The sequence below is a fragment of the Streptomyces resistomycificus genome (genome assembly GCF_001514265.1).
Lineage (GTDB): Bacteria > Actinomycetota > Actinomycetes > Streptomycetales > Streptomycetaceae > Streptomyces > Streptomyces resistomycificus.
Window position 1 is genome coordinate 404614 of record NZ_KQ948991.1, and the last position, 22615, is coordinate 427228.

Consider the following 22615-nt stretch of genomic DNA (forward strand, 5'->3'; position numbering starts at 1 on the left):
CTACCTGTCGTCGAGGCCCATGGTGTCGACACGTCCCTCGGGCGGATCGCCGTCCTCGACCTCTCTGCGATTGGCCCGCCATGCCTCCACGGCCTGCTTGACCTGCGTCAGCAGCTCCTTGAAGACGGTGGCCGCGCCCGCCCCGACGACGGCGACGACGATGTCCATGCCGACGCCCATCGGGGCCCCCGGCTCGTCCGTGCGGCGCTGTTCGTGAATCTGCAGCCGGCCGGCGCGCACCAGCTCGTCGAGCGGTTTCTCCCGCTCCAGCCACTTGCGCAGGGCGCCGATGTCACTCTCGGTCGCGGTCCCGTCCAGCCGAACGCGTATGCCTCGGTTGGCCACTCCATCCCCCTCAGCCATAACTCACCATCATGACACCGAGGTTGGTGACACGGGAGGGGTCGGCAGGGTTGCGCGTTCACGATCCGAGTGTCTGCAACTGCCGCAGCTGCTGCCGGATGTTCTCCAGGGCCCCCTCCCGCCGCCCGGGCACCCGTCCGCGCAACTCCGCGAGCAGGAAACCGAGTTCACGGGCCGGGTCGGTGTCACGGATCTGGCTCCACTGGTGGTGGGCCCGGTCGACGGCGGCCTCCACGGCGGGCGCGTCCACCGCCTGCCCGGCACCCAGCCGGGCCGACGCCACCGCCAGCCAGGTACCGCAGCTGCGCACCGGGTCCCCGGCGAACATGGCCAGGTCCGCCCGCACCTCCGCCCAGTGCAGCGACTGTTCGGAGGCCCGCCCGTGGGCCCGTACGGCAGCCTGTTCGTGCTCGGCGGCGAGCGCGTCGGCGTCGGCGTGCCGGCCGTCCTGGACGGCGGCGGTGATGGCGGCGTGCGGGTCGTCGGCGGGCGGTTCAGCCGTTTCCCTCAGCCCGGGGGCGGGCGTCTGCGGACGAGGCCGTTCGGGCCGGTACGGGGACCTGGGGGCGGCGCCCCCGGGAGCGGGCACCCTGACGCCGGGCAGCCCGCCGGGCACGGCGAGGGTCCCGGGCACGGCGACGGTCCCGGGCACGGCGACGGTCCCGGGCACGGCGACCGTGCCGGGCATCGCGACGGCCCCGGGCACCACGACCGCGGCAGGCGCGACCGGGCCCGACCCGGCGACCGCCCCGGACACACCGAGCACCAGGTCCCCGTACCCCTCACTCCCCAGCCGCCCCAGCGCCTGCTGATGCAACTCCGGTAGCTCGGGACGCCGGCCGCTGCGCAGGATCGTGGCGATCGCCTTCATGTACGCCGGTGCGGCCACCGCCCGCCGGGACGACGGCGGCGGCGCGACCCGGCCGAACACCGCCGTGCCGCGCCCGCAGTCCAGCAGGTGCGTGCGCAGCCACTGCCAGGTCTCCGCGTCGGCGTGCAGATCGAGCAGCAGGCTCGTCGTCCCCGGGGTGCGCAGGCGCAGTTCCTCGCGGATCCAGTGCCAGGGGAAGCCGGTGTAGCGCACGGTGGACGCGGTGGTGCGGGCCAGCGCGAGGTGCGGCAGGTGCTGGCGGCGGTCGAGCAGGAGCTGGCCGGTGACGAAGACGGTGAGCGGTCCCGGCGCGGTCGCGGCGGCGCGGAGCCGGGTGAGGACGGCCTGGGGTTCCAGGGGGTCGGCGAGCTCGACGACGTTGGCGGTCTCGGTGCCGGACAGCACGGCGGGCGGCACCGCCGCGAGGACCGGAAGCACGGACGCCGCGTCCACCAGACAGCCCTTGCCCACCGGCGATGCGGCCAGCAGCAGCACGGTTCCCGGCATCGGTCCCTCCCCGTCCCCCGTCGATCACGTACGGCAGCACCGTAACCGCTGCGGCTGCAAAGGTGGGTCTCAGGACTGCAAACGCCCGCTTCCGCCGGACCCGCGGACGGCCCGCCGCAGTGCCGCGGAGTGCCGTGCCGGACGAAGGCGCCGAGGCGCCGGTGTTCGGCGCCCGGGTCGGCGGCGACGGCCCGGGCCACCTCGTCGGCGAGCGGGAGAACATGCCGGTGCCGTCGCGGGCATCGGTCACGCCGCCGGTGGTCGGCGGCAGGGTCCCGCCGGATCCGGCGGCACCCGCCGGACGGGCGGCGATCCGTCACCCAGCTCGCTCCCGAGGCCGAGCGGCGGGCCCGCGCCGACACCGGACGCAGCAGGTCGGACCGCCCGTGGACCAACCGGACCGCCTGGCGGTGGACCAGCCGCCCGACCGGGCCACCGGACCGCCTACTGGTGGACCAGCCACCCGACCAGGCGCCGCCGGGCCCCGCCGCGTCCCTCCGCCGCCGAGGGGTCTGAGCCCACGACCCACGGGCCACGGCCCGTGCCACTGTCCCTCACGGCCCTCACGGCCCTCACAGCCCTCATGCGGCTCAGCGCGGCACGGCACCCCGGCACGCGCATCCGAACACCCGCCACCCGCGGCACCGGCGTACGGGAGCCCGTGTTCCGCCGACTTGCCAGGGACTTCCCCCAGGTGTGCTCTGGAAGGCGGGGGCGAGGAGAGAGAGGAGCGCTCTCATGGCTCATGCGGCACCCAGGACCGGCGGGACGCGCGGGATGATGGCCCGGCGCGCCCGGATCCGGCCGATTCGCACACCCGACCTGTTCAGCGAGCGGGTCCACACGGTGGCGCGGTACGCGATCCCCGTCGTGCTCGGTCTCGTCTACGGCTACTGGGCCGCGGCCAACCAGCGCCACGGCGGGCCCATCACCGGCTGGAACCTGCTGTTCGGGTTCGTCACGGCGATCGTGTTCATCGTGCTGTGTCTGGCGGTGGCGACCTTCGCCCCGATGCTGAAGCGGGAACTGCACTCGCTGACGAAGTCGGCCTTCGCGGGCGCGGCGATCGGCTTTCTGTACAGCCAGACCGGCGACAGCATCCTGAGGTCCGTGGCGCTGGGCGCGGCGGTCGGGGCAGGCGTCTTCGGGGTGTTCTTCTACCGCTACTACACGCAGGAGGACGCGGCGGGCAACCGCGTGCGCTGACCCCCACCGGCGAACGCCGCAGGGGCCCCGGCCTGTCACCGGAGCCCCTGCGTCTCCCTCATCCCTCCACCCGTCAGCCGGCCGGGATCCACTCCCAGCCTCCCGACGAGGATCCGGTCGCGCTCCAGCTCCAGGAGCCCGAGGCGCTCCAGGAGCCGGAACCCGACACCGTCCAGGAGCCTGAACTCGACACGGCCCAGGTCTCGTTCCAGGTCGGGTCGCCGCGGTCGACGTTGTTCCAGGTGCCGTTCTTCCATTCCGGGCACGGGTCCGCGCAGGTCGGCACCCCGCGCCCGCCGGTGTCCACGAAGTCGGCGCTCACCCAGCCCTGGGCGCCGACGAGCCAGTACCAGTACGGGTTCTTGTTGACGCTCTGGCCGCGGACCTCGCACTCGACCCGAACCTGGCTGCCCGGCGAGAGCCGGTCGACGACGGCCGCGTGGGTGGTGGGCTCCGCTCGCACGTGAAGAGGGGTACCGGAGACGACGGTGCCCCGGACCGGACCGCCGGATCCACCGCTGCCGTGTCCGTCGGCGTGGGACGGCGGGGTCGCGGCCGCCGTGGTTCCCGCCGCCGCGGCGGCGAAGGTGCCGCCGGTGAGCAGGACCGCGGTCAGGGTCCGCAGTGCGGGAGTGGTGCGCATGGATCGGCCTCCTTCTCCCCAACTCCAGGAAACACCCGTTCGGGTGAACCCTCCACCGGAGAGCGGACTCTCCGCTTCCGCCAAGGCCCGCGAGCGTTCCGGGTCCTCTCGGCGCCCGTTCGGCTTGCGCGTTGCCCCATCTGGCGTCACGCCGCTCGCAGCCCGGGCCCACCGCGACTTGCCTGGAAGGGTGCCCTCACGACTCCGGAACGCCCTGTCGGCCGTACTGATCGCCGTGGCCTGTCTGCTCGTGCCGTTCGGCGCGCTGGCGGCCTGGGTGGCGTACGGGCTCGCCGACACGGGCCGGTACGTCACCACGATGGCGCCGCTCGCCGCCGATCCGGACGTGCGGGAGGTGATCGCGGACACCGTCGGGGCCGGCATCGTGCGGGAGGTCGACGTCGGCGGGCCCATGCGCCCCTTCGTGCGGGACGCGGTGCGCTCGTTCACCCGGACCGAGGCGTTCCGCACCGCCTGGGACGCGGGCAACCGGGCTGTCCACGACGCGGTGTTGCGGGCGCTCAGGGACGGCGACGACCGCGAGGTGACGGTGGACCTCGCACCGGTCGCCGCCGAGGTGAAGCACCGACTCACCGAGGACCGGGTGCCGTTGGCGCACCGGATCCCGGTTCGGCACACCGAGGTCGCGGTCCTCGCGGCCGAGGATCTGGCCCGGCTGCGGAAGGGGTTCCACGTGCTCGACGTCGCGGGTTTCTGGCTGCCCGTCACGGCCGCGGTCCTCGCCGTCATCGGGATCGCCGTCGCGGCCTGCCGCCGCCGCGCGGTCACCGCGACCGCCCTCGGCACCGCCCTGGGCGGCGCGCTGCTCGCCCTCGCGGTCGCCGTCGGCCGCCGCCTCACCCTCGCCGACCTGCCCGACCCGGCCCACCGGCCCGCCGCCGGCGCGATCTACGACGCCCTGACCGCCACCCTGCGCACGGTGTCCTGGTCGCTGGTCGCCGTCGGCCTGACGGTGGCTCTGGTCTGCCTGTTCACCGGGCGCTACGGGCGTCTCCTGAGGTGGCGACCTCGGCGAGGGTCCGCAGCGCCCTCCGCAGATCCGGCTCAGGAGCCGACGCGAGCCCGAGCCTGACCGCGTCAGGGGTCCGGTTCGGGTCGACGGCGAAGGCGGGCCCGGGCGTGACGGCGACACCGCGCGCGGCGGCCGCCGCCGTGAAGGTGTCCGCACGCCACGGGGCGGGCAGCTGCCACCAGGCGTAGTAGGCGCGCGGATCGGAGCGTACGGCGAACCCGCGCAGCTCCTGGGCGAGGATGTGCTGTCTGCGTTCCGCCTCCGCCCGCTTCCCGGCGACCAGCCGCGCCACGGTCCCGTCCCCGATCCACCGCGTGTTCACCTCCAGCGCGAACCGCCCGGCGCTCCAGCCGCCGGAGCGCACGGCGGCGGCCACCGCCTCGACGCGAGGGGGCGGGACGACGGCGAAGCCGACGGTGAGCCCGGGGGCGACCCGTTTCGACAGGCCGTCGACGACATGGGTGATGCCGGGCGCGTGGGCGGCGAGGGGGTCGCCGTCGGCCAGGAAGGACCAGACGCGGTCCTCGACGATCGGGACGCCCAGGCCGGTCGCGACGCGCGCCAGTCGGCCCCTGCGCTCCTCGTTCATCGTGACGGACGTCGGGTTGTGCAGCGTCGGCTGCACGTACAGGGCGGACAGGGGCGCGGAGCGGTGGGCGGCGGCCAGGGACTCGGGCACCAGGCCGTCCTCGTCGGCGGTCAGCGGGACCGGCGTGATGCCGAGCCGGGCGGCGACCTCCTTGACCACGGGATACGTCAGCGGCTCGACGCCGACCCGGCCGCCGGGCCGGACCAGTGAGGCGAGGGTGGCGGCGACGGCCTGGCGGGCGTTGCCGGTGAAGAGCACCTGGCCGGGGCCGGGCTGCCAGCCGCGGGTGGCGAGGAGGGCGGCCACCGCTTCCCGGGCCGGTGCGGTGCCGTCGGCCGGGGCGGGCAGCAGGGCCTGCGTCAGGACGTCGGGCCGCAGGAGGGGGGCGAGGGCGGGGGCGAGGAGCTCGGACTGGCCCGGCGCGGAGGGGTAGTTGAGCTCCAGGTTGACCGGTGCGGTGGTCGCCGGCTCGACGAGCGCCCGCCCGGCGCCGGCCACCGGAGCGGCCCGCACGAACGTCCCGCGCCCCACCTCACCGACGACCAGTCCCCGCCGTACGAGTTCGCCGTAGACCCGCCCCGCCGTCGACCCGGCGATCCCCCGGCGGCGGGCGAACACCCGCTGCGGGGGCAGCCGTTGGCCGGGCCTGAGCCGTCCGGCGGCGATGTCGTCGGCCAGGCGGTCGGCGAGGCTGCGGTAGTCGTCCACGGGTCCCCCATCAGATTGCACCGAGGGCAAAGATCTTATTGCACCGAGGAGTTGGGGCGATCTAGGGTCGCCCACATGACCTCCTTCCTCGCGTACGAGGACAAAGGCGTCGATACCTCACGGGTTCCCCTTGTCCTGGTTCACGGCCACCCCTTCGACCGCTCGATGTGGGCCCCGCAGACCGCGGAGTTCTCCGCCACCCGCCGGGTGGTCGTCCCCGACCTGCGCGGCTACGGAGCGTCCGCGCGGACTCCGGCCGTGACACGGTTCGCGCAGTTCGCCGAGGACCTCGAAGCGCTCCTGGACGACCTGAAGGTGGAGGGCTTCGTCCTCGCCGGTCTCTCCATGGGCGGCCAGATCGCGATGGACGGCTACCGGCGGTTCGGGGAACGCGTCCGCGGCCTGGTCCTCGCCGACACCTTCCCGGCGGCGGAGACCCCCGAGGGCGTACGCACCCGCAACGCGATGGCGGACCGACTCCTGCGGGAGGGCATGCGGGGGTACGCCGACGAGGTGCTGGAGAAGATGGTGGCGCCCTACGCCGCACCCGAGGTGAAGGCCCACGTCCACCGCATGATGACGGCCGCACCCCCGGAGGGTGCCGCCGCGGCCCTGCGGGCCCGCGCCGGGCGCCCCGACTACCGCGAGCTGCTGACCCGCGTCACCGTCCCCGCCCTGGTCGTCGTGGGCGACGACGACGAGTACACCCCGGTCTCCGACGCGCGGGACATGCACGCGGCCCTGCCCGACTCGACGCTGCGGGTGATCGAGGGGGCGGCGCACCTGCCGAACCTGGAGCGGCCGGAGGAGTTCAACAGGGCGTTCGCGGAGTTCCTGGCGCGGGTGGACGCCTCCTCGTAGGGTCACGACGGTGACCGACCGCCCCGGCCGACGACTCGGCATCTGGTGCGCCACGCCGCTGTTCGCCGGCGTGAGTGTCGTCGTGGGGTGCCGGGTCGCCGACACCGACGGGATCACCCCCGTACCGCAGCTGCTCGCCTTCCTGCCCTGGCTGCTGGCGCCGGCCGCGCTGGGGCTGGCGCTCGCGCTGCTGGCCCGCTGGTGGACCGGGGTGGCGTGGGCGGTCGCGGTCCTGGGGCTGCTGGCCTGGTTCATGGAGCCGTACGGGAGGGCCGGCGCGCCCGGCGGGCCACCGGTCGCCGCCCTACGGGTGCTGACCTCGAACATCGAGTTCGGGCAGGCCACCGACGCCCTGGTCGCCACCGTCCGCGAGGAGCGGCCGGACCTCGTCTTCGTACAGGAGTGCGACTACCGCTGCGACGCCCGGCTGAAGCGGGATCTCGGCGCCGACTACCCGCACCGCCAGGCCGTCGCGGGCGGCGGGTCGGCGGGCTCGGTCCTCCTCAGCCGCTTCCCGCTGAAGGCCGCCGAGGGCGTCCCCGGCACGATGGGCATGCCGGGGGCGGTCGCCGACGTGGCCGGGCGGGCGGTACGGCTCCAGCTCGCCCACCCGATGCCGCCGCTGCCCGGGCAGGTCGACGTCTGGCGGCGCGAGCTGGGCACCCTGCGCGACTTCGCCGCCGCCCACGCGGGCACCCCGACCGTCCTGGCCGGCGACTTCAACGCCTCCCAGGACCACGCCGCCTTCCGCCGCGTCCTCGACACCGGCCTGCGCGACGCGGCCCGCCTCGCCGGTTCCGACCGGACCCCCACCTGGCCCGCCCGGACGGCCGGGAGCACTCCGGCACTGGGCACCCAGATCGACCACGTCCTGGTCTCCCGCGACTTCGCCGCCCGCGACGCCCGCTTCCTCGACCTCGCCGACACCGACCACCGGGCGCTGCTCGTCGACCTCACGCTCCACGAGCGCGACTGAGCAACGCCCGACGGACGGCGAGCCGGACTCCTCGGAGGGCTCAGACGCCGATGTCGTCGCCGTCGGCGCGCCACACGGCCACCACCGACGGCCGGACGATCCTGCCGGCGCCGTCCGGCCAGGTGCTGGCCGGCTTCTCCACGGTGGCACCGCTGATCTCGCCGGGGTGCTGTACGGAGACGAGCACCCGGCGGTCCTGGATCACCGGGCCGCAGGTCTCGGCACCGATCGGCATGGTGAGGAACTGCTTGAGCTCACCGCGTCGCTCGCCCTTGGTGGCGACACCGAAGAGGCCGTCGTGGAATCCGAGCTGGGCGCCGTCGGTGGAGATCCACAGGTTGCCGTGCGGGTCGAAGGCCACGTTGTCCGGGCACGAGATCGGGCTGACGTCGTCCTTCGGGAACCCGGCGAAGTAGGTGGCCGGGTCCTCCGGGTCACCGGCGACCAGGAACAGCGTCCAGGCGAACCTCGTGCTGTCGGCCCGGTTCCAGCGCTCGGTGAGCTCCAGGACCTGCCCGTGCTTGTTGGCGTTTCGCGGGTTGGCCTCGTCGGCCGGGGCGTTCGTACCGACACCGCGGTTGGTGTTGTTGGTGAGGGCGACGTACACCTTGCCGGTGTGCGGGTTCGGCTCGATGTCCTCGGGCCGGTCCATCTTGGTCGCGCCGACCTTGTCACCGGCGAGACGCGTGAAGACGAAGACCTCCTCGGCGGTCATCCCGTCCACGTGCGAGACGGCACCGTCGGCGTTCGCCGTGGCCAGCGGGATCCACTCGCCGCTGCCGTCGAACTCGCCGTCGGCGGGCAGCTTGCCGGTGCCGTCGATCTCGATGGCGGGGGAGTCTCCGGTGAGCCTGGCGACGTAGAGCGTGCCCTCGTCGAGCAGGCCCAGGTTGTGCTCCCGAGCGGCCCGGCTCGACCCCTTCTTCATGCGCTTGGTGCCGACGAACTTGTAGAAGTAGTCGAAGCGCTCGTCGTCGCCGGAGTACACGACCGGCCGGCCGTCGTGCGTGAGCCGCACGGTCGCCCCCTCGTGCTTGAAGCGGCCGAGCGGGGTGTGCTTGCGCGGCGTGGAGGTGGGGTCGTACGGGTCGAGCTCGACGACGTACCCGAAGCGGTGCGCCTCGTTGGGCTCCTGGGCCACGTCGAACCGCTTGTCGAACCGCTCCCACTTGCGCTCGCTGGCCGCCGTGCCGATGCCGTACCGCTTGTCGGTGGCGCGGCTCGCGTTGGCGAAGTACTGGTTGAAGTTCTCCTCGCCGTGCAGCGTGGTGCCCCAGGGGGTCGTGCCGCCCGAGCAGTTGTTGAGGGTGCCGAGGACCTTGGTGCCGGTCGGGTCGGCGGACGTCTTCAGCAGGTCGGACCCGGCGGCGGGCCCGGTGAGCCGGAACTCGGTGGTGGCGGTGACGCGCCGGTTGAGCGGGTGCCGGGGGACGGCGGTGAGCTTCCCGCTGCGGCGGTCCCCCTCCACCACGACGGCGGACAGCCCGTGGGCGGCCCACGCGATCTCGACCTGCTCCCGCGTCGGGGCGGCGGCGTCGTACCCGCGGAACATGAGCACCTCGTCGGTGTACTCGTGGTTGGCGACGAGGAGCTGCCGGTTCCGCTCGCCCGGCAGCGGGAGGAGGGAGAGGAAGTCGTTGTTGTACCCGAACTGGCCGGCCTGGGCGGCGGCGGTCTGCTTCTCCGGGTCGAAGGCGGGGGCGCCGCGCAGGATGGGCTCGCCCCAGCGGATGACGATGTTCTGCCGGTACCCGTCCGGGACGGTCACCGCGTCGGCGGTGTTCGGCGCGACGGCGTCGAACCGGAGGCCGCGGGCGCCCTTGGCGGGCCTGTGCCGGCCGGCTCCGCCCGTGCCCTTCTCCGCCGCGGCGGCGGGCGAGGCGAGCCCCACGCCCGCTCCCGCGGCACCGGCCACGGTGACGACGGCCGCGGCCCGCATGACCGACCGGCGGCTGAGCGCACCGGCTATGACATCACCGACATAAGGGTTGTCCGAGGTGTTGGGCGCCGGATGGAAGCAGGCGTCACCACACCGGAAGCGACAGGTGAGGGCGGACCGCCCACCGGGATGCGTCTCGTTCGAGGTCCTGATCAACGGCAACTGCATACGCACTTTTGCTCTCCCCTTGCTTCCCCTTGGATCCGGCGTTACGGACGGTAGGCGGGAATGTGTGCGGGAGCGGGGCGCGACGGTGAACCGAGAGTGAACCCGGGGTGGACGTAGGTCAGTTGAAGTCCGGCGACGGGCGTACCGCGGAAGGCGTGATGTCACTCTTGACGTCCGCTGCGCCGTGCGACCCGCCCCTGCCCAAGATCACCACCAGGGGCCGCTAACCTTACGTGTCCGTCCTGGCCAGGGATTGACGGGCATCAACTCATGCGAAGGGTTGCGCACATGGGCATTCTCACTCTCCTGCGGAACGCGTTCGGCCGGTCACGCAAGGGGAACACCACGTCCCCTTCGCAGGAAACCGAGGTTGCCTCCCCGGAACCTACGCCGAAGGTCCCCGCCCCGACGACAGAGCCGACCCCGTCCCCGACGGCGACGGCGACGGTCCCGGAACCCCGCACCTCCACCGACGAGCACGACCTCGTCTCGGCGGCCTTCAACAACGTGTCGGTCCCGAAGCCGACAGACTCGACAGACGAGACAAAGCCGGAGAAGCCGGCGGCTGAGACTCCGACGCCAGAAGCCACCCCGGAGCCCGAGCCGACCCCGGATCCCACCGCGGAGGCGACCCCGGCTCCGAAGCCCCAGGCAGAGGCCACCCCGGAGCCGGAGGCAGAGGCCACCCCCGACCCCGAGCCGACCCCGGAGCCCGAGGCGGAAGCCACCCCGGAGCCCGAGGCAGAGGCCACCCCCGAGCCGGAGCCCACCCCGGAGCCCGAGGCGGAAGCCACCCCGGAGCCCGAGGCCGAGCGCACCCCGGAGCCCGAGGGAGAGGCCACCCCCGAGGGAGAGGCCACCCCCGAGCCCGCCCCGGAGCCCGAAGCCGAGGTCACCCCCGACCCCGAGCCGGTCGTCGAAGCAGAGCCGGAGCCGACCGCAGAGGCCACACCCGACCCGGAGCCCGCCGCCGAGGCCACCCCCGACCCGGAGCCCGAGGCGGAGGTCACCCCCGAGCCCGAGCCGACCCCCGAACCGCAGGCCGCCGACGGCGAGGACACCCCACAGGGGCCACCCGCAGCCGACGACGAAGCCGGCACGGGTGGTGCGGGTGGGAACACCGAGGCCGAAGGCGAAGCCGAGGCCGAGGCCGACACCCCGCAGCCGCAGGCACCCCGCGGGAACACCGACGCCGAAGGCGAAGCCCCGGCCGGCGCCGAGGCCGATGACGAGGCCGACGAGGAGGCCGGCGCCGAGGCCGACGAGGAGGCCGTTCCGGCCACCCTCCGCACCGCCTACAACGCAGCCGCAGCCACCCTCACCACCAAGAACCTCACCAACACCACCGCCAAGATCTACCTCGTCCTGGACCGCTCCGCGAGCATGCGCCCGTACTACAAGGACGGCTCCGCCCAGGCCCTCGGCGAGCAGACCCTCGCCCTCGCCGCCCACCTGGACCCCGAGTCCAAGGTCCACGTCGTCTTCTTCTCCACGGAACTGGACGGCACCGGCGAGCTGACCCTCACCGACCACGACAACAAGATCGACGAGCTGCACGCCGGCCTCGGCCGCATGGGCCGTACCAGCTACCACGCGGCCGTGGAAGCGGTCGTGAGCCACCACGAGAAGGAGGCCGACGCGAAGACCCCCGCCCTCGTCGTCTTCCAGACCGACGGCGCCCCCGACGCGAAGACCCCCGCCACCCAGTCCCTCACGGACGCCGCGAAGAACCACCCCACCGTGTTCTTCTCCTTCGTCGCGTTCGGTGAGCACGACAACAAGGCGTTCGACTACCTCCGCAAGCTGAAGACCGACAACACGTCGTTCTTCCACGCGGGCCCCACCCCCCGCGAGCTCACGGACGCGGAGCTCTACGAGGGCGTACTCGCGACCTGGCGCCCGTAGCCCCAGGCACCCAGAGCCCGAGGCCCGGACCCAAGGCCCTGGGGGCCCGAGGCCCGAAGCCGGGCCGGCATCCCAGAGGGGTGGACGACTTCCCGTCCACCCCTCTGCCGCACCCTCTGCCACACCGCGTCCACCCCCCGAAACGCGGGTGAGCCGATCTCCACGGGCCCAGTAGGATTTCGGGCATGGCGGCCACTGGATCAGAGAAGCAGGGTGGCAAGGCGTACTACGTCTCCACCCCCATTTACTACGTCAACGACGCTCCTCACCTGGGCCACGCCTATACGACCGTCGCAGGCGACGTGCTCACCCGCTGGCACCGTCAGCGCGGCGAGAAGGTGTGGTACCTCACCGGCACGGACGAGCACGGTCAGAAGATCATGCGCACCGCGGAGGCGAACGACGTCAGCCCCCAGCAGTGGGCCGACAAGTTGGTCGACGAGGCCTGGCGCCCCCTCTGGGAGCACCTGGAGATCGCGAACGACGACTTCATCCGCACCACGCAGAAGCGGCACACCGACCGCGTCCAGGAGTTCGTGCAGGACCTGTACGACAAGGACGAGATCTACAAGGGCGGCTACGAGGGCCCGTACTGCGTCGGCTGCGAGGAGTACAAGCTCCCCGGCGAGCTCCTCGACGGCGAGGGCGACTTCGCAGGTCAGAAGCTCTGCCCGATCCACAAGAAGCCCGTGGAGATCCTCAGCGAGGAGAACTACTTCTTCAAGCTGAGCGAGTACGGCGACAAGCTGCTCGCCCACTACGAGGCCAACCCCGGCTTCATCCAGCCCGAGTCCGCGCGCAACGAGGTCGTGAACTTCGTACGCCAGGGCCTGCAGGACCTCTCCATCTCCCGCTCGACCTTCGACTGGGGCATCCCGATCCCCTGGGACCAGAAGCACGTGATCTACGTGTGGGTCGACGCGCTGCTGAACTACGCCACCGCGGTCGGCTACAACGAGAACCAGCAGAAGTTCGAGGAGACCTTCCCGGCCGACGTCCACCTGGTCGGCAAGGACATCCTCCGCTTCCACGCGGTGATCTGGCCGGCGATGCTGATGGCGCAGGGGCTGCCCCTGCCCGGCAGGATCGCGGCCAACGGCTGGCTGATGGTCGGCGGCGAGAAGATGTCGAAGTCGAACCTGACCGGCATCAAGCCGCAGGACCTGACCTCGCACTTCGGCGTGGACGCGTACCGCTGGTACTTCCTGCGCGCGATCGCCTTCGGCCAGGACGGCTCGTTCTCGTGGGAGGACTTCTCGGCCCGCTACACCAGCGAGCTCGCGAACGACTACGGCAACCTGGCGTCCCGCGTCGCGGCGATGGTCGGCAAGTACTTCGGCGGCACGCTGCCGGAGGCGACGGCGTCCGGCGAGGCGGAGAAGGCGATCCACGAGGGCCTCGCGAAGGCCGTCGCGGAGGCGGACCGCAAGATCGGCGAGGAGCTGGACTTCCAGGGCGGCATCCTCTCCGTCTTCGACTTCGTCAAGCAGGTCAACGGCTACATCACGGAGCAGGAGCCCTGGAAGGTCGCCAAGGACGACTCGGCCGAGGGCCGGGCCCGCCTGGCCACCATCCTCTACACGGCCGCGGAGTCCCTCCGGGCCGTCGCCGTGCTCCTGAACCCGGTCATGCCGGACACCTCCCAGAAGCTGTGGGACTCGCTGGGCGCGGAGGCGACCCTCGGTGCCCTCGCGGACCAGAGGGTCCAGGACGCGGGCGAGTGGGGCGTGCTCCCGGTCGGTTCGACGGTCACCAAGGGCGCGGTGCTCTTCCCGCGCCTGGAGGAGAAGCCGGCCGCGTAGCCCGCTCCGCAGGCAACCCCTGACACCCGTGTGCGCGTCCCTGGGTACATGGCACTGTTCGGAAACGCGCACACCGTCAGCCCCGGCAAGGCCCAGCAGGAGTACGAGCGCCTGCTGGGCCACGGGGAGCAGGTCCACGCCGCCTACCTGCTCATCCGCGACACCATCCTGTTCACCGACCGCCGCCTGATCCTGGTCGACAAGCAGGGGCTCACCGGCAAGAAGGTGGAGTACCACTCCGTCCCGTACCGCAGCATCACGCACTTCTCGGTCGAGACGGCCGGCCACTTCGACCTCGACGCCGAGCTGAAGATCTGGATCTCCGGCACCCACGAGCCGATCCAGAAGACCTTCACCAAGGGCGTCGACATCTACGAGGTCCAGGCGATCCTCACCCAGTTCGTGGCCGGCTGACCACCACAGCGCGCCCGGGAAACCCGCCGATTCCCCCCGGTTTCCCGGGCCCTCACGCCTCCGCTACTTCAGGACCCCCGCCCCCGTCGTCGTCGCCAGCGACGTCGGCAGGCTCTTCGCCGAGGACTCCAGGCCCGCCGTCAGCGTCGGGGTCCAGTTCACCGTCGTCTTCAGGTCCTTCGACGACGCGGCGTTGTACGCGGCCACGAGGTCGGTCGTCGTGCCGTTGACGAGGTTGCCGGTGCCCGCGATCGAGCCGGTGCCGTCGCCGCTGAGGAGCTTCGCGACCTTCACGGTCGAGGGGACGTTCCAGTAGTTGTTCTGCGCGACGACCTGGGCCTTGGCGCGGGAGTTGATGCTGTACTGCGGCGCGTAGCCGTTGAGGGTCGTCACGTCGTAGTAGTTGTTGTAGATGTGGATCTGGCCGATGCGGGCCAGCGGGGCGCGCTGGACGATGCCCTTCCACACGTTGTGGTGGATGGAGACGCGCAGCTTGCCCGTGCTGTCGGTGTCGCTGCTGCCGATCAGCATGGTCTTGTCGTGGTTGGTGAACTGGTTGCGGGAGACGGTCACCAGGTCGGAGCCCTTGGTGATGTCGAGAGAGCCGTCGTGGATCTGGTACTCGCGGCCGAAGTACTTCGGGTTGGCGCTGTCGAGGTGCGGCGCGTCGGTGAAGGTGTTGTGGTCCGCCCAGACGTGCGTCGCCCCGCGCAGGGTGACGGAGTCGTAGTTGGAGTTCCAGTTGCCGTCGTCGCCGTCGGTCGGGTCCCACTGCGGGAAGCAGTCCTCGGTGGCGGCGAAGGTGAGGTTGCGGACGACGACGTTGTCCACGTTCTGGATCTGGAGCATGCCGCCCGTGATGCCGGCCTTGGTGCCGGGGACGCCCACGAGGGTGGTGTTGGCCGGGACCCTGAAGACGATGTTCTTCGCCTGCTTGGTCTGCGCGGCGGCGCGGGCCGTCTCCTGGGTGCCGGAGGGCAGCTTCGACCTGCCGTACGTCGCCGGGTCGTACGCCTTGAGGTAGGCGGCGAGCGAGTAGCCCGTGCCCGACGCGTAGTCGGCGCAGGTCAGCTTCTTGCCCGCGTCGTCGGTGTTGGCGTCGATCGTGCCCTTGACCTTGATGATCCGCGGGGTGGTGTCGGAGGCGGAGCCCAGCGCCTTCACGAGCTGCGCCCGGGTGGAGACGGTGAAGGTGTGCGCGGAGTCGGCCTTGGCGCCACCGGTCGTCCCGGTGCCGGAGGAGGCCCAGCCGTCCTTGGCGCCCAGCGTCTGGTGGTAGAGGTCGACGGCATCGGCGTTCGCGTTCATCACGAAGACGCCGGCACCGGCTCCGGCGGCCAGGACGGCGGCGGAGACGACGAGGGTGCGCCGCGTGCGGAGGGACCGGCGGTGGGAGGCAGATGCCACGGATGAGTCCTTACGTAACGTACGTGGTTCGGGAAACACGTGGTTCGTGTGGAGCTCCGGTGAAGGGAGCTTCCGACTCGTCTGTGGTCGCCGGTTCCGGAAAGGTTGCCGGGGTGGTTGCCGGAAAGGTTGTCTCCTTCGTCCAACCTGACTGTGGGGCAGGGGATTTCAGCCCATGTTCGACTTGATGTGGTCGATGACCTCTTCGAACTCCCTGGCGGGCGAGAAGTCGACGTACTCGCAGTCCTCGAGGGCCTCGGGAGCGTGGCCGGGCGCCCAGTAGAAGGCCTCTCCCGCCTCGTAGACCTTGTCTCCCTCCTTGGTCCGCATCTTCAGCCGGCCCTTGAACATGTAGCCCCAGTGGGGGACCTGGCACAGGCCGTCGGGCTCGTCCTTGAGGGCCGGCTGCATGTCCGCCCCCTGGGGCAGCCGCACGAAGGCGACCTCCAGGTCTCCGCCGATGTCCTGCATCCGCAGTTCGACGCCGTCACCCTCGATCTCGACGGGTACGTCCTTCCGCATGACTGCCTTCATGGCTCCTCCATGGGCGTCGGCAGCGGGGTCTCGACAAGCTCCGCCTCTCCTTCCAGTCTGGCCCCGCCCGGCACGGCCCGCGACAGCCGTGCCGGTACCCGCCCGTACGGCTACCGGCCGCTACCGCCCGCCACCACCGCCCGGGCCGCCGCCCCCGAAGCCGCCCTCCGGGGCCTCGCCGGCCGTGACCGTGGCGATCTTCTTCGCCGAGCCGAGTGCTCCGGAGCCGGCCAGGCCGCCGGTGTCGGAGCCGGAGGTGCTGCCGCCGGAGTACACGGTGTACTCCTCGCCGTTCTCGACGCCCGCGCCCGAGTACACGACGTTCTGGATCGTCTTCGAGGTGACGTACGACGCGACGACCTCGCCCTCCGGGTCGACGAGGTGCAGGGTCGTGCCGGCCTCGACGGACGAGTCGAGGGTGGCCGAGAGCCAGCCCTGCCCGGACTCGGTGTCCGGGGCGACGACCATGCCGGCGCTGCCCGCGGCGAGGAGCGTGCCACCGTCGACGGTGAAGCTGCCGTTGACGTCGAGTGCGCCGTTGCCGCCCTGCTGGGGGCCGCCCACGACGACCGTGCCGCCGGTGATCTCGGCGGTGCCGTTGGAGTCGAAGCCGTCGCCCTCGGAGTCGAGGACGAGGGTCCCGCCGGTCACCTCGGCCGTGTAGTCGCCGGCGCTCTCGCCGCCGCCCCCGCCGGGACCCCCGCCGAAGCCGCCGCCCTGGTCGTCCGAGGTCGCCTCGCTGCCGGACGCGTTGACGCCGTCGTCGCGGGAGGTGACCTTCGTCGAACCGCCGCGGACGAGGATGTCCTTGCCTTCCAGCCCCTCGTTGGAGCCGGTGATCTCCAGCGTGCCCTTGCTGATGACCAGGTCGCCCTCGGCGTGCATTCCGTCGTCGCCGGCCGTGAGGGTGACGGCGGCGCCGTTGAGGTGGACGGCCGATTCACCGTGCACGGCGTCGGCGGAGGAGTCGACGGTGACCGTGCCGCCCTCCAGGACGGCGATCACGCCCGCCTTCAGACCGTGCGCCGAGGAGTCGTCGGAGGCCTTGCTCGCGACGGTCACCCTGCCGCCGGTGACCACCAGGTCGGTGGCCGCGTCGACACCGTCGCCCGCGCTGGTCACCTTCACCGTGCCGCCCTCGACGGCGAGGTAACCGGCGTCCGCGTCCTCGGTGTTGTCGGCCTTGAGCCCGTCGCCGCCGGCGGTGACGGTGACCGTGCCGCCCTCCACCACGAGGTGGTCCTTGCCCCGGATACCATCGTCGGCGGCCTGCACGGTGACCGTGCCGGAGACGATCACCAGGCCGTCCTTGCTCGCGATGCCGTCGTTGCCGTTGCCGCGCACCAGGAGCGAGCCGCCGCCCCCGACGGTCAGGTTCCCGGCACTGAAGAGGGCCGCGTCGGCGTCCTCGTCCTCGGCGTAGGAGTCGGTGTCGGAGAGGGTGTTCTCGCTGCCGTCGGCCAGGACGACGACCACCTCCTCCGCCTCGGTCGCCGCGATCGCCGCGCCGGTGGAGCTGGCGATGTCGACGCCGTCGAGGATCAACGTGACCGTCCGGCCGGGCGCGTTGACGACGATCTGCCCGTCGGTGAGTTTCCCGCTGATCCGGTACGTCCCGCCCGAACCGATCGTGACCGTGCTCCCGTCGGCCTTCGCCCCCGCACCCTCCACGTCGGCCGAGTCACCGTCGAGCGTGACATCCACGGCGTCGGAGGCGTCCACGTCCACCGCGCCCGCCTTGGCCTCCTCGTTGTCCGCGAGGACGGCGGCGGCGTCCTGGGTGCCGTCGGCGGCGACCGAACTCGCCGTGGCGGAACCGGACTCGGCCTCACTGCCCAACTCGCCGTCCGCCGAGCACCCGACCAGGGCCGCGGCGCCGAGCACGGTGGAGGCGAGGGCGCCCGCGGCCCTCGTACGAAATGGTCTGCTGCTCATGCCGGACTCCCGTCGAAGGCGGTGGGAAAGTGGCGCCGCAGTACGGGCAGCCAGCGGTGGGATGGAAGGTCGGGGCGCAGGGCGGCCAGGCCGGTGCCGTACTTGGACACGGGACACGGGCGGTGCTTCAGCGACCACAGCAGCCGGTCGGCACCGGATCCGGCCCGGCCGGCCTTGGTCTCGACGATCGCGCGCTCGGGGGTCCGCAGGGTGGCGGTGCCATCGGGGAGGGACCAGGTCAGCCCCGTGTCGACGGTGACGCGGCTCGCGGTGGCCGGGAGGAAGAGGGTCGTGCGCCGGTAGGAGGTGGTCAGCACCGGATCGAGGCGCAGGCCCGCGGTGTCGATGCGGGCCTCGCGGAGCACACCGTCGGCGTACGCCCGAGCGTCCTGGTCGAGGCGATGCGGATCGCCGTCGTAGGGGACGCGGTGCTTGACCGTGGTGCCGCGCGGGCCGCGGGTCTTGACCTCGAGGAAGTGCCGGTCGGCGTCGAGATAGCTGCGCACCCGGAGCTTGAAGCGGCGTCGGCGCTGTCGTGCGGTGCGCAGGTAGCCGTCGAGCGCGGGGGTGTCGAAGTACACGGACCGGTACCCGAAGTCCCGTCGCCCGTCGATCTCCAGGACCCGCACGTCCTCGTCGAGGCCGCCGAGCACGAAGGGCAGGTCCACGACGGGCAGCATGTACTTGCGGTCCAGCCGGGTCAGCAGCTCGGCCCGGGCGACGAGCTCGACCAGCCCGATCGGCCGCAGCGCGCCGACCGCGGTCCCCGGACCGTCGAGGGCGGTCACGCTCGCACACCCTGCTCGACGGGAACGTACGCGTCCGCGTCCGTGTCCTCGGGGACCCGCGGGCGGTCCCCGACGACGTACCGGACCTCCACCTGGGTCGTGTCGTTGACGAGGTCGACGCTCTTGACCGACAGGTTCACCACCCGCCCGCCCAGCAGCACTTCGAGGTGCGCGCGCAGGGCGTCCTCGTCGGTGTGCGCGGAGTCCAGGCGCAGGCTGCGTTGGCGGTGGCGGGGGAAGAGGCGCGGATGGTCACCGACGTACAGCACGGCGACGATCAGCACGGTCATCGACGCGGTCAGCCAGTTCGCGCGTTCGGGAAGCCCGGCGAGCAGGCCGATGGCGAGCGCGGAGAAGTAGTACGCGATCTCGTGCTGGGCGATCTCGTACGACCGCAGCCGGATGATCGACAGCACCCCGAACAGCCCCATCCCCAGCCCGATCCCCACGGACGCGGAGCTGAGCGTCATCGCCACGGCGAGCACGCCCACGTTGACGCCGAGGAACGCGGTGACCAGGTCCCGGCGGTGATGGCGCGGGAAGTAGACCCCGAAGACGAGGACGCCGACCGCTACCAGGTCGGAGGCGACAAGTGCCAGTTGGTGAACTGCCGTTGAAGACATGGGAAAACAGTCGGGGAACGTCCTGTGAACCGACTTTGAGAACTCTTAAGCAACTTTGAGAAAGCTTGATAATATCCGGCCACTTGTGCGAGGGCCGGGCCCTCGTGGGGGAGGGACAACTCACGTGGGCAGACACGCCCTGAGACGGGGCGGTCGTGCCGCGCTCGTCTCCGCGCTCGCGGTCGCCGTGGCGGCCGGATCCATCACCTTGTTCTCCGGTACGAAGGACGGCGGCGGCGCCGCTCAGGCCGCGACGGCGGCCGCCGCGGCCGGCACCACCGAGATCGTCCTGGACGACCCGCGCACCGATCTGCGGCGCGCCGAGCGGCTGCTGGCGGCGGGCGAGACCGGCTTCCTGCACCGGCAGTCGGGGGTCGCGGGCCTGCTGTGGACGGACTACGAGGACGGCGGCACCGTCACCGTCGAGACACCGTCCGGGGTGTACACCCCGACCACCACCAGCTGCTACAACGTGGAGACGCGCTGCGCCTCGGGCGTCTTCGGGCAGGCCGCCGACACGGTCGCGCTGCCGCACCGGACCTACGGCGACCCGGTGTCGCTGTGGAGCCCGGGCGGTGGCGCCCTGCGGACCGTCGACCTGAGCCAGTCGGCCGACCGGGTGGGCACCTACGGCGACACGACCGTCACCGTCGAGTGGAACGGCGTCGTCGACGGGACCCAGCTGGACGGACATGTGCTGCACCTGGTCGACCTCGTCGACGGCAGGCAGCGCGACCGCGTGGTCACCGGCTACCCGGCCGACGTCTGGTGGGAGTGGAACAACGCGCGCACCGGCGACGAGAACGGCGCCCTGCTGACCTACCCGGAGCGCGACGAGAACGGCGACCTCACGCAGTACACCGTCGGCTACCTCGACTTCGCCACCGCGCGGCTCACCCCCGTCTTCACCGGCCTGTCCGAGGAGAGGCTGCCGGAGCTCGTGCTGACCGACGACCGCGTCGGCTGGTACACGCAGGCCGCCGGACTGCACCTCAAGCCGCGTGCCGACCTGTCGGCCCAGGAGACGGTCCCGGTGCCCGGCGAGGAGCCCACCCTCGCCCCCTATCCGGTGCTCGTCGGTGACTGGCTGGTCCTGACCGGTGTCCCCGGCGTCACAGCCGTGTCCCTGACCGACGGCACCAGGAAGACCCTGCTGGCCGGTTCGTACGGCACCCCGCTGGCCACTCCCGACGGCGGCGCCGTCGTCACGGGCGGCACCACCGCTGCCGACTGGTGGGTGTACCGCGTGAGCCTCGGCTCCGACGGCACCCCGCAGCTGCGGAAGCTGACCAAGGTCCCACCGTACGAGAACGCCAAGACCGGGCTCGCGCTCAGCCGCGGCAGCCTGCGCGTCGCGGAGGACAGACAAAGCAGCGCCTCGGACACCACGTCCGTCCGCACGCTCACCACGAACGGCAGCACCCAGCTGACCGCGTCCGCCGCCACGGAGAGCTCCTCGGTCAGGCCGACCTGCCCGTACGCGGACACCACCTGCTCGGCGATGTGGGGCAACTTCGACGGGACCGACGCCCAGGACGTCTACCTCAACACGTTCTACGACAGCGACGAGGGCGGCAGCGGCCTGGAGAACGCGGACCAGCTGGTCTCCATCGGCTACAACCCGATGTCCTTCCACGGCACCCAGGGCGGCGCCATCGTCGACGTCTCCGACGACTACGCCGTCTACGACTCCGGCGGCTCGGCCCCGATGCAGTACGTCGGCGAGTTCGGCCGGGGGCAGAAGCTGAAGCGGTCCGTACGCGCCGCCGCCCTGAACGGCTCCACCCTGTGGAGCGCCACCACCACGGCCGGGCAGCTCACCTCGTACAGCCTCACGCAGAACAAGACGCTCGCCACCGTGACGGTCCCCTCTCTCGGCTGTGTGCCGAGCGAGCTCCAGGCGGCGGGCCGCTGGGTGTACTGGTCCTGCGGGACGGACTCGGCGGGCGTGTACGACACGAAGGCCGGCACGTCGGTCGCCGTACAGCCCGGTGACGTGCTGCTAGGGGACGGCTTCACCGTCCGCCACGACCACGGCACCCACCGGCTGGTCCTGACCGACGCGGCCACGGGCACGACCCGGGTGATCGCCTCCGGTCTGCCCGACAAGGGGCTCCCCATGGACCGCCGCTACCGGTGGACGGTCGACGAGTACACGGGCCTGGTCGCGTGGTTCGACACGTTCGAGCAGACGCACGTCGCGACGACCGGCGTGCCGCCGTCGGCACCGACGGCCTTCGAGTCGGAGGCCGGAAGCTACGTCGAGCCGGGCTCGTCGACGGCCTGGGCCGGCCGGTGGCTGCTGTCCCGCCCGGCCACCTCCTGGTCCCTCACCTTCACCTCCGTCCAGAGCGGCGCGACCGGCAGGGCCACCCGCACGATCACCGGCGGAGCGGCCGCCGCCTGGGTGTCGGCGAACTGGAGCGGCAAGACGGCGAACGGCGGCCACTTCCCGAACGGCGAGTTCACCTGGGCCCTCGAGGCGACCGGCCAGGGCACGTCGACGGCGTCCACCGTGGCGACCGGCCAGGGCTACCTGTTGCGGGGCGCGGCCGTACGCCACGACTTCACCAGCCCCGACGGCCCGGACGGCCGGGGTGACCTGCTCACCCTCAACTCCTCCGGAGGCCTGACCTTCCACAGCGGCACCGGCACGGGCAAGGTCGGCTCCAAGTACACCGGCACGGGCTGGCCGACGACCGCGCGGTTCGTGCCGTTCGGGGACCTGAGCGGCGACCGTTGCAACGACGTGCTGGTACGCCTGAGCAGCGGGGCGCTGCGGCTGTACAAGCCGGGCTGCGGCGCCGCGGTCAAGCCGACGACGTCGTACACGACCCTCGCCACCAGCGGGTGGACCCAGTACGACGTGCTGACGTCCCCGGGTGACGTGAGCGGCGACGGCCGCGCGGACCTGATCGCCCGCAACACCTCCACCGGGGCGGTGTACCTCTACCAGGGCACGAGCACGGGCAAGCTGTCCGCGCGCGTGAAGCTCTACGACAACTGGAAGACGTACAAGAAGGTCGTCGGCGCCGGTGACCTCGACGGCGACGGCATCGGCGACCTCCTCGCCCAGGACAAGGCGAACACCCTGTACCGCTACCTCGGCAAGGGCAACGGCACCTTCTCCGCCCGTGTGAAGGTCTTCGCCGACTGGGGAGGCTCGTACGACGTCGTCGTCGGCCTGGGCGACATCACGGACGACGGCAGGGCCGACCTGGTGTCCAGGGACACGTCCGGAAACCTGTGGCGCAACAGCGGTGACGGCAAGGGGTCGTTCGGCGGGCGCGTGAAGATCGCGTCGGGCTGGAGCGGTTACAAGTCCCTGTCCTGAGGCAGGAAC

18 protein-coding genes are annotated in these 22615 nt (G+C 72.1%); 8 read left to right on the top strand and 10 right to left on the bottom strand.

Annotation, left to right across the window (positions count from 1 at the left end):
• Together AQJ84_RS16315 and AQJ84_RS16320 are read right to left on the bottom strand one after the other, a co-directional pair.
• The gene (locus tag AQJ84_RS16315) at positions 1–345 is read right to left on the bottom strand and encodes an effector-associated constant component EACC1 (protein ID WP_225889099.1); all 345 of its coding nucleotides are present in this window, start codon (positions 343–345) and stop codon (positions 1–3) included.
• Between the two features lie 76 nt (positions 346–421).
• Positions 422–1741 (bottom strand): hypothetical protein, encoded by a 1320-nt coding sequence (locus AQJ84_RS16320; protein WP_030042113.1) that lies wholly within the window; start codon positions 1739–1741, stop codon positions 422–424.
• Positions 1742–2479: 738 nt separating this feature from the next.
• On the opposite strand from AQJ84_RS16320, the gene AQJ84_RS16325 reads away from it, so the two are divergent.
• Positions 2480–2947, top strand: a complete 468-nt coding sequence (locus tag AQJ84_RS16325; protein ID WP_030042114.1) for a hypothetical protein — start codon at positions 2480–2482, stop codon at positions 2945–2947.
• A 73-nt stretch (positions 2948–3020) separates the two neighbouring features.
• Here the strand turns inward: AQJ84_RS16325 and AQJ84_RS16330 are convergent, their stop codons facing one another.
• Positions 3021–3590 carry an SH3 domain-containing protein gene (locus AQJ84_RS16330; protein WP_053191436.1) on the bottom strand — a complete coding sequence of 190 codons (570 nt, stop codon included), beginning with the start codon at positions 3588–3590 and terminating at the stop codon, positions 3021–3023.
• Between the two features lie 190 nt (positions 3591–3780).
• Here AQJ84_RS16330 and AQJ84_RS16335 point away from each other — a divergent pair, with 190 nt between their 5' ends.
• Positions 3781–4683, top strand: coding sequence for a hypothetical protein (locus AQJ84_RS16335; RefSeq protein WP_037803494.1), 903 nt, complete (start codon positions 3781–3783; stop codon positions 4681–4683).
• On the opposite strand, the gene AQJ84_RS16340 is transcribed toward AQJ84_RS16335, so the two are convergent.
• Positions 4583–5920: an aminotransferase-like domain-containing protein gene (locus tag AQJ84_RS16340; RefSeq protein WP_053191438.1), complete on the bottom strand. Its 1338-nt coding sequence runs from the start codon at positions 5918–5920 to the stop codon at positions 4583–4585. The two genes, AQJ84_RS16335 and AQJ84_RS16340, sit on opposite strands and share 101 nt — an antisense overlap.
• A 75-nt stretch (positions 5921–5995) precedes the next feature.
• Here AQJ84_RS16340 and AQJ84_RS16345 point away from each other — a divergent pair, with 75 nt between their 5' ends.
• On the top strand, positions 5996–6781 hold the full coding sequence (locus tag AQJ84_RS16345) for an alpha/beta fold hydrolase (protein ID WP_030042118.1): 786 nt from the start codon (positions 5996–5998) through the stop codon (positions 6779–6781).
• A 10-nt stretch (positions 6782–6791) separates the two neighbouring features.
• Entirely contained in the window at positions 6792–7757 is a 966-nt protein-coding gene (locus AQJ84_RS16350) for an endonuclease/exonuclease/phosphatase family protein (RefSeq protein WP_030042119.1), read from the top strand.
• 40 nt (positions 7758–7797) lie between these two features.
• On the opposite strand, the gene AQJ84_RS16355 is transcribed toward AQJ84_RS16350, so the two are convergent.
• Positions 7798–9870: a PhoX family protein gene (locus AQJ84_RS16355; RefSeq protein WP_030042120.1), complete on the bottom strand. Its 2073-nt coding sequence runs from the start codon at positions 9868–9870 to the stop codon at positions 7798–7800.
• A gap of 282 nt (positions 9871–10152) precedes the next feature.
• Here AQJ84_RS16355 and AQJ84_RS16360 point away from each other — a divergent pair, with 282 nt between their 5' ends.
• The 3 genes from AQJ84_RS16360 (at position 10153) to AQJ84_RS16370 (ending at position 13985) form a co-directional block, all read left to right on the top strand.
• Positions 10153–11769 (top strand): VWA domain-containing protein, encoded by a 1617-nt coding sequence (locus AQJ84_RS16360; protein WP_030042121.1) that lies wholly within the window; start codon positions 10153–10155, stop codon positions 11767–11769.
• 185 nt (positions 11770–11954) lie between these two features.
• Positions 11955–13571 carry a methionine--tRNA ligase gene (gene metG, locus AQJ84_RS16365; RefSeq protein WP_030042122.1) on the top strand — a complete coding sequence of 539 codons (1617 nt, stop codon included), beginning with the start codon at positions 11955–11957 and terminating at the stop codon, positions 13569–13571.
• A gap of 48 nt (positions 13572–13619) precedes the next feature.
• Positions 13620–13985: a PH domain-containing protein gene (locus AQJ84_RS16370; protein WP_030042123.1), complete on the top strand. Its 366-nt coding sequence runs from the start codon at positions 13620–13622 to the stop codon at positions 13983–13985.
• A 63-nt stretch (positions 13986–14048) separates the two neighbouring features.
• On the opposite strand, the gene AQJ84_RS16375 is transcribed toward AQJ84_RS16370, so the two are convergent.
• From AQJ84_RS16375 to AQJ84_RS16395, 5 genes are all read right to left on the bottom strand, one after another.
• Complete coding sequence (locus AQJ84_RS16375; RefSeq protein WP_030042124.1) at positions 14049–15392, bottom strand: pectate lyase family protein; 1344 nt, start codon at positions 15390–15392, stop codon at positions 14049–14051.
• Between the two features lie 168 nt (positions 15393–15560).
• The gene (locus tag AQJ84_RS16380; RefSeq protein ID WP_030042125.1) at positions 15561–15926 is read right to left on the bottom strand and encodes a cupin domain-containing protein; all 366 of its coding nucleotides are present in this window, start codon (positions 15924–15926) and stop codon (positions 15561–15563) included.
• A 120-nt stretch (positions 15927–16046) separates the two neighbouring features.
• Positions 16047–17861 (bottom strand): carbohydrate-binding domain-containing protein, encoded by a 1815-nt coding sequence (locus AQJ84_RS16385; RefSeq protein ID WP_053191439.1) that lies wholly within the window; start codon positions 17859–17861, stop codon positions 16047–16049.
• Positions 17858–18649 (bottom strand): polyphosphate polymerase domain-containing protein, encoded by a 792-nt coding sequence (locus AQJ84_RS16390; RefSeq protein WP_030042127.1) that lies wholly within the window; start codon positions 18647–18649, stop codon positions 17858–17860. The genes AQJ84_RS16385 and AQJ84_RS16390 overlap by 4 nt, the downstream gene beginning before the upstream one ends.
• Entirely contained in the window at positions 18646–19272 is a 627-nt protein-coding gene (locus tag AQJ84_RS16395) for a DUF4956 domain-containing protein (RefSeq protein WP_030042128.1), read from the bottom strand. The genes AQJ84_RS16390 and AQJ84_RS16395 overlap by 4 nt, the downstream gene beginning before the upstream one ends.
• 124 nt (positions 19273–19396) lie before the next feature.
• On the opposite strand from AQJ84_RS16395, the gene AQJ84_RS16400 reads away from it, so the two are divergent.
• Entirely contained in the window at positions 19397–22606 is a 3210-nt protein-coding gene (locus AQJ84_RS16400; RefSeq protein ID WP_053191441.1) for an FG-GAP-like repeat-containing protein, read from the top strand.
• Positions 22607–22615 lie beyond the last annotated feature (9 nt).

Coding starts and splice junctions, on each gene's coding strand:
- metG (WP_030042122.1), top strand. CDS start 11,955: ATGGCGGCCACTGGATCAGAGAAGCAGGGTGGCAAGGCGTACTACGTC.
- AQJ84_RS16345 (WP_030042118.1), top strand. CDS start 5,996: ATGACCTCCTTCCTCGCGTACGAGGACAAAGGCGTCGATACCTCACGG.
- AQJ84_RS16325 (WP_030042114.1), top strand. CDS start 2,480: ATGGCTCATGCGGCACCCAGGACCGGCGGGACGCGCGGGATGATGGCC.
- AQJ84_RS16370 (WP_030042123.1), top strand. CDS start 13,620: ATGGCACTGTTCGGAAACGCGCACACCGTCAGCCCCGGCAAGGCCCAG.
- AQJ84_RS16320 (WP_030042113.1), bottom strand. CDS start 1,741: ATGCCGGGAACCGTGCTGCTGCTGGCCGCATCGCCGGTGGGCAAGGGC.
- AQJ84_RS16395 (WP_030042128.1), bottom strand. CDS start 19,272: ATGTCTTCAACGGCAGTTCACCAACTGGCACTTGTCGCCTCCGACCTG.
- AQJ84_RS16380 (WP_030042125.1), bottom strand. CDS start 15,926: ATGAAGGCAGTCATGCGGAAGGACGTACCCGTCGAGATCGAGGGTGAC.
- AQJ84_RS16360 (WP_030042121.1), top strand. CDS start 10,153: ATGGGCATTCTCACTCTCCTGCGGAACGCGTTCGGCCGGTCACGCAAG.
- AQJ84_RS16330 (WP_053191436.1), bottom strand. CDS start 3,590: ATGCGCACCACTCCCGCACTGCGGACCCTGACCGCGGTCCTGCTCACC.
- AQJ84_RS16385 (WP_053191439.1), bottom strand. CDS start 17,861: ATGAGCAGCAGACCATTTCGTACGAGGGCCGCGGGCGCCCTCGCCTCC.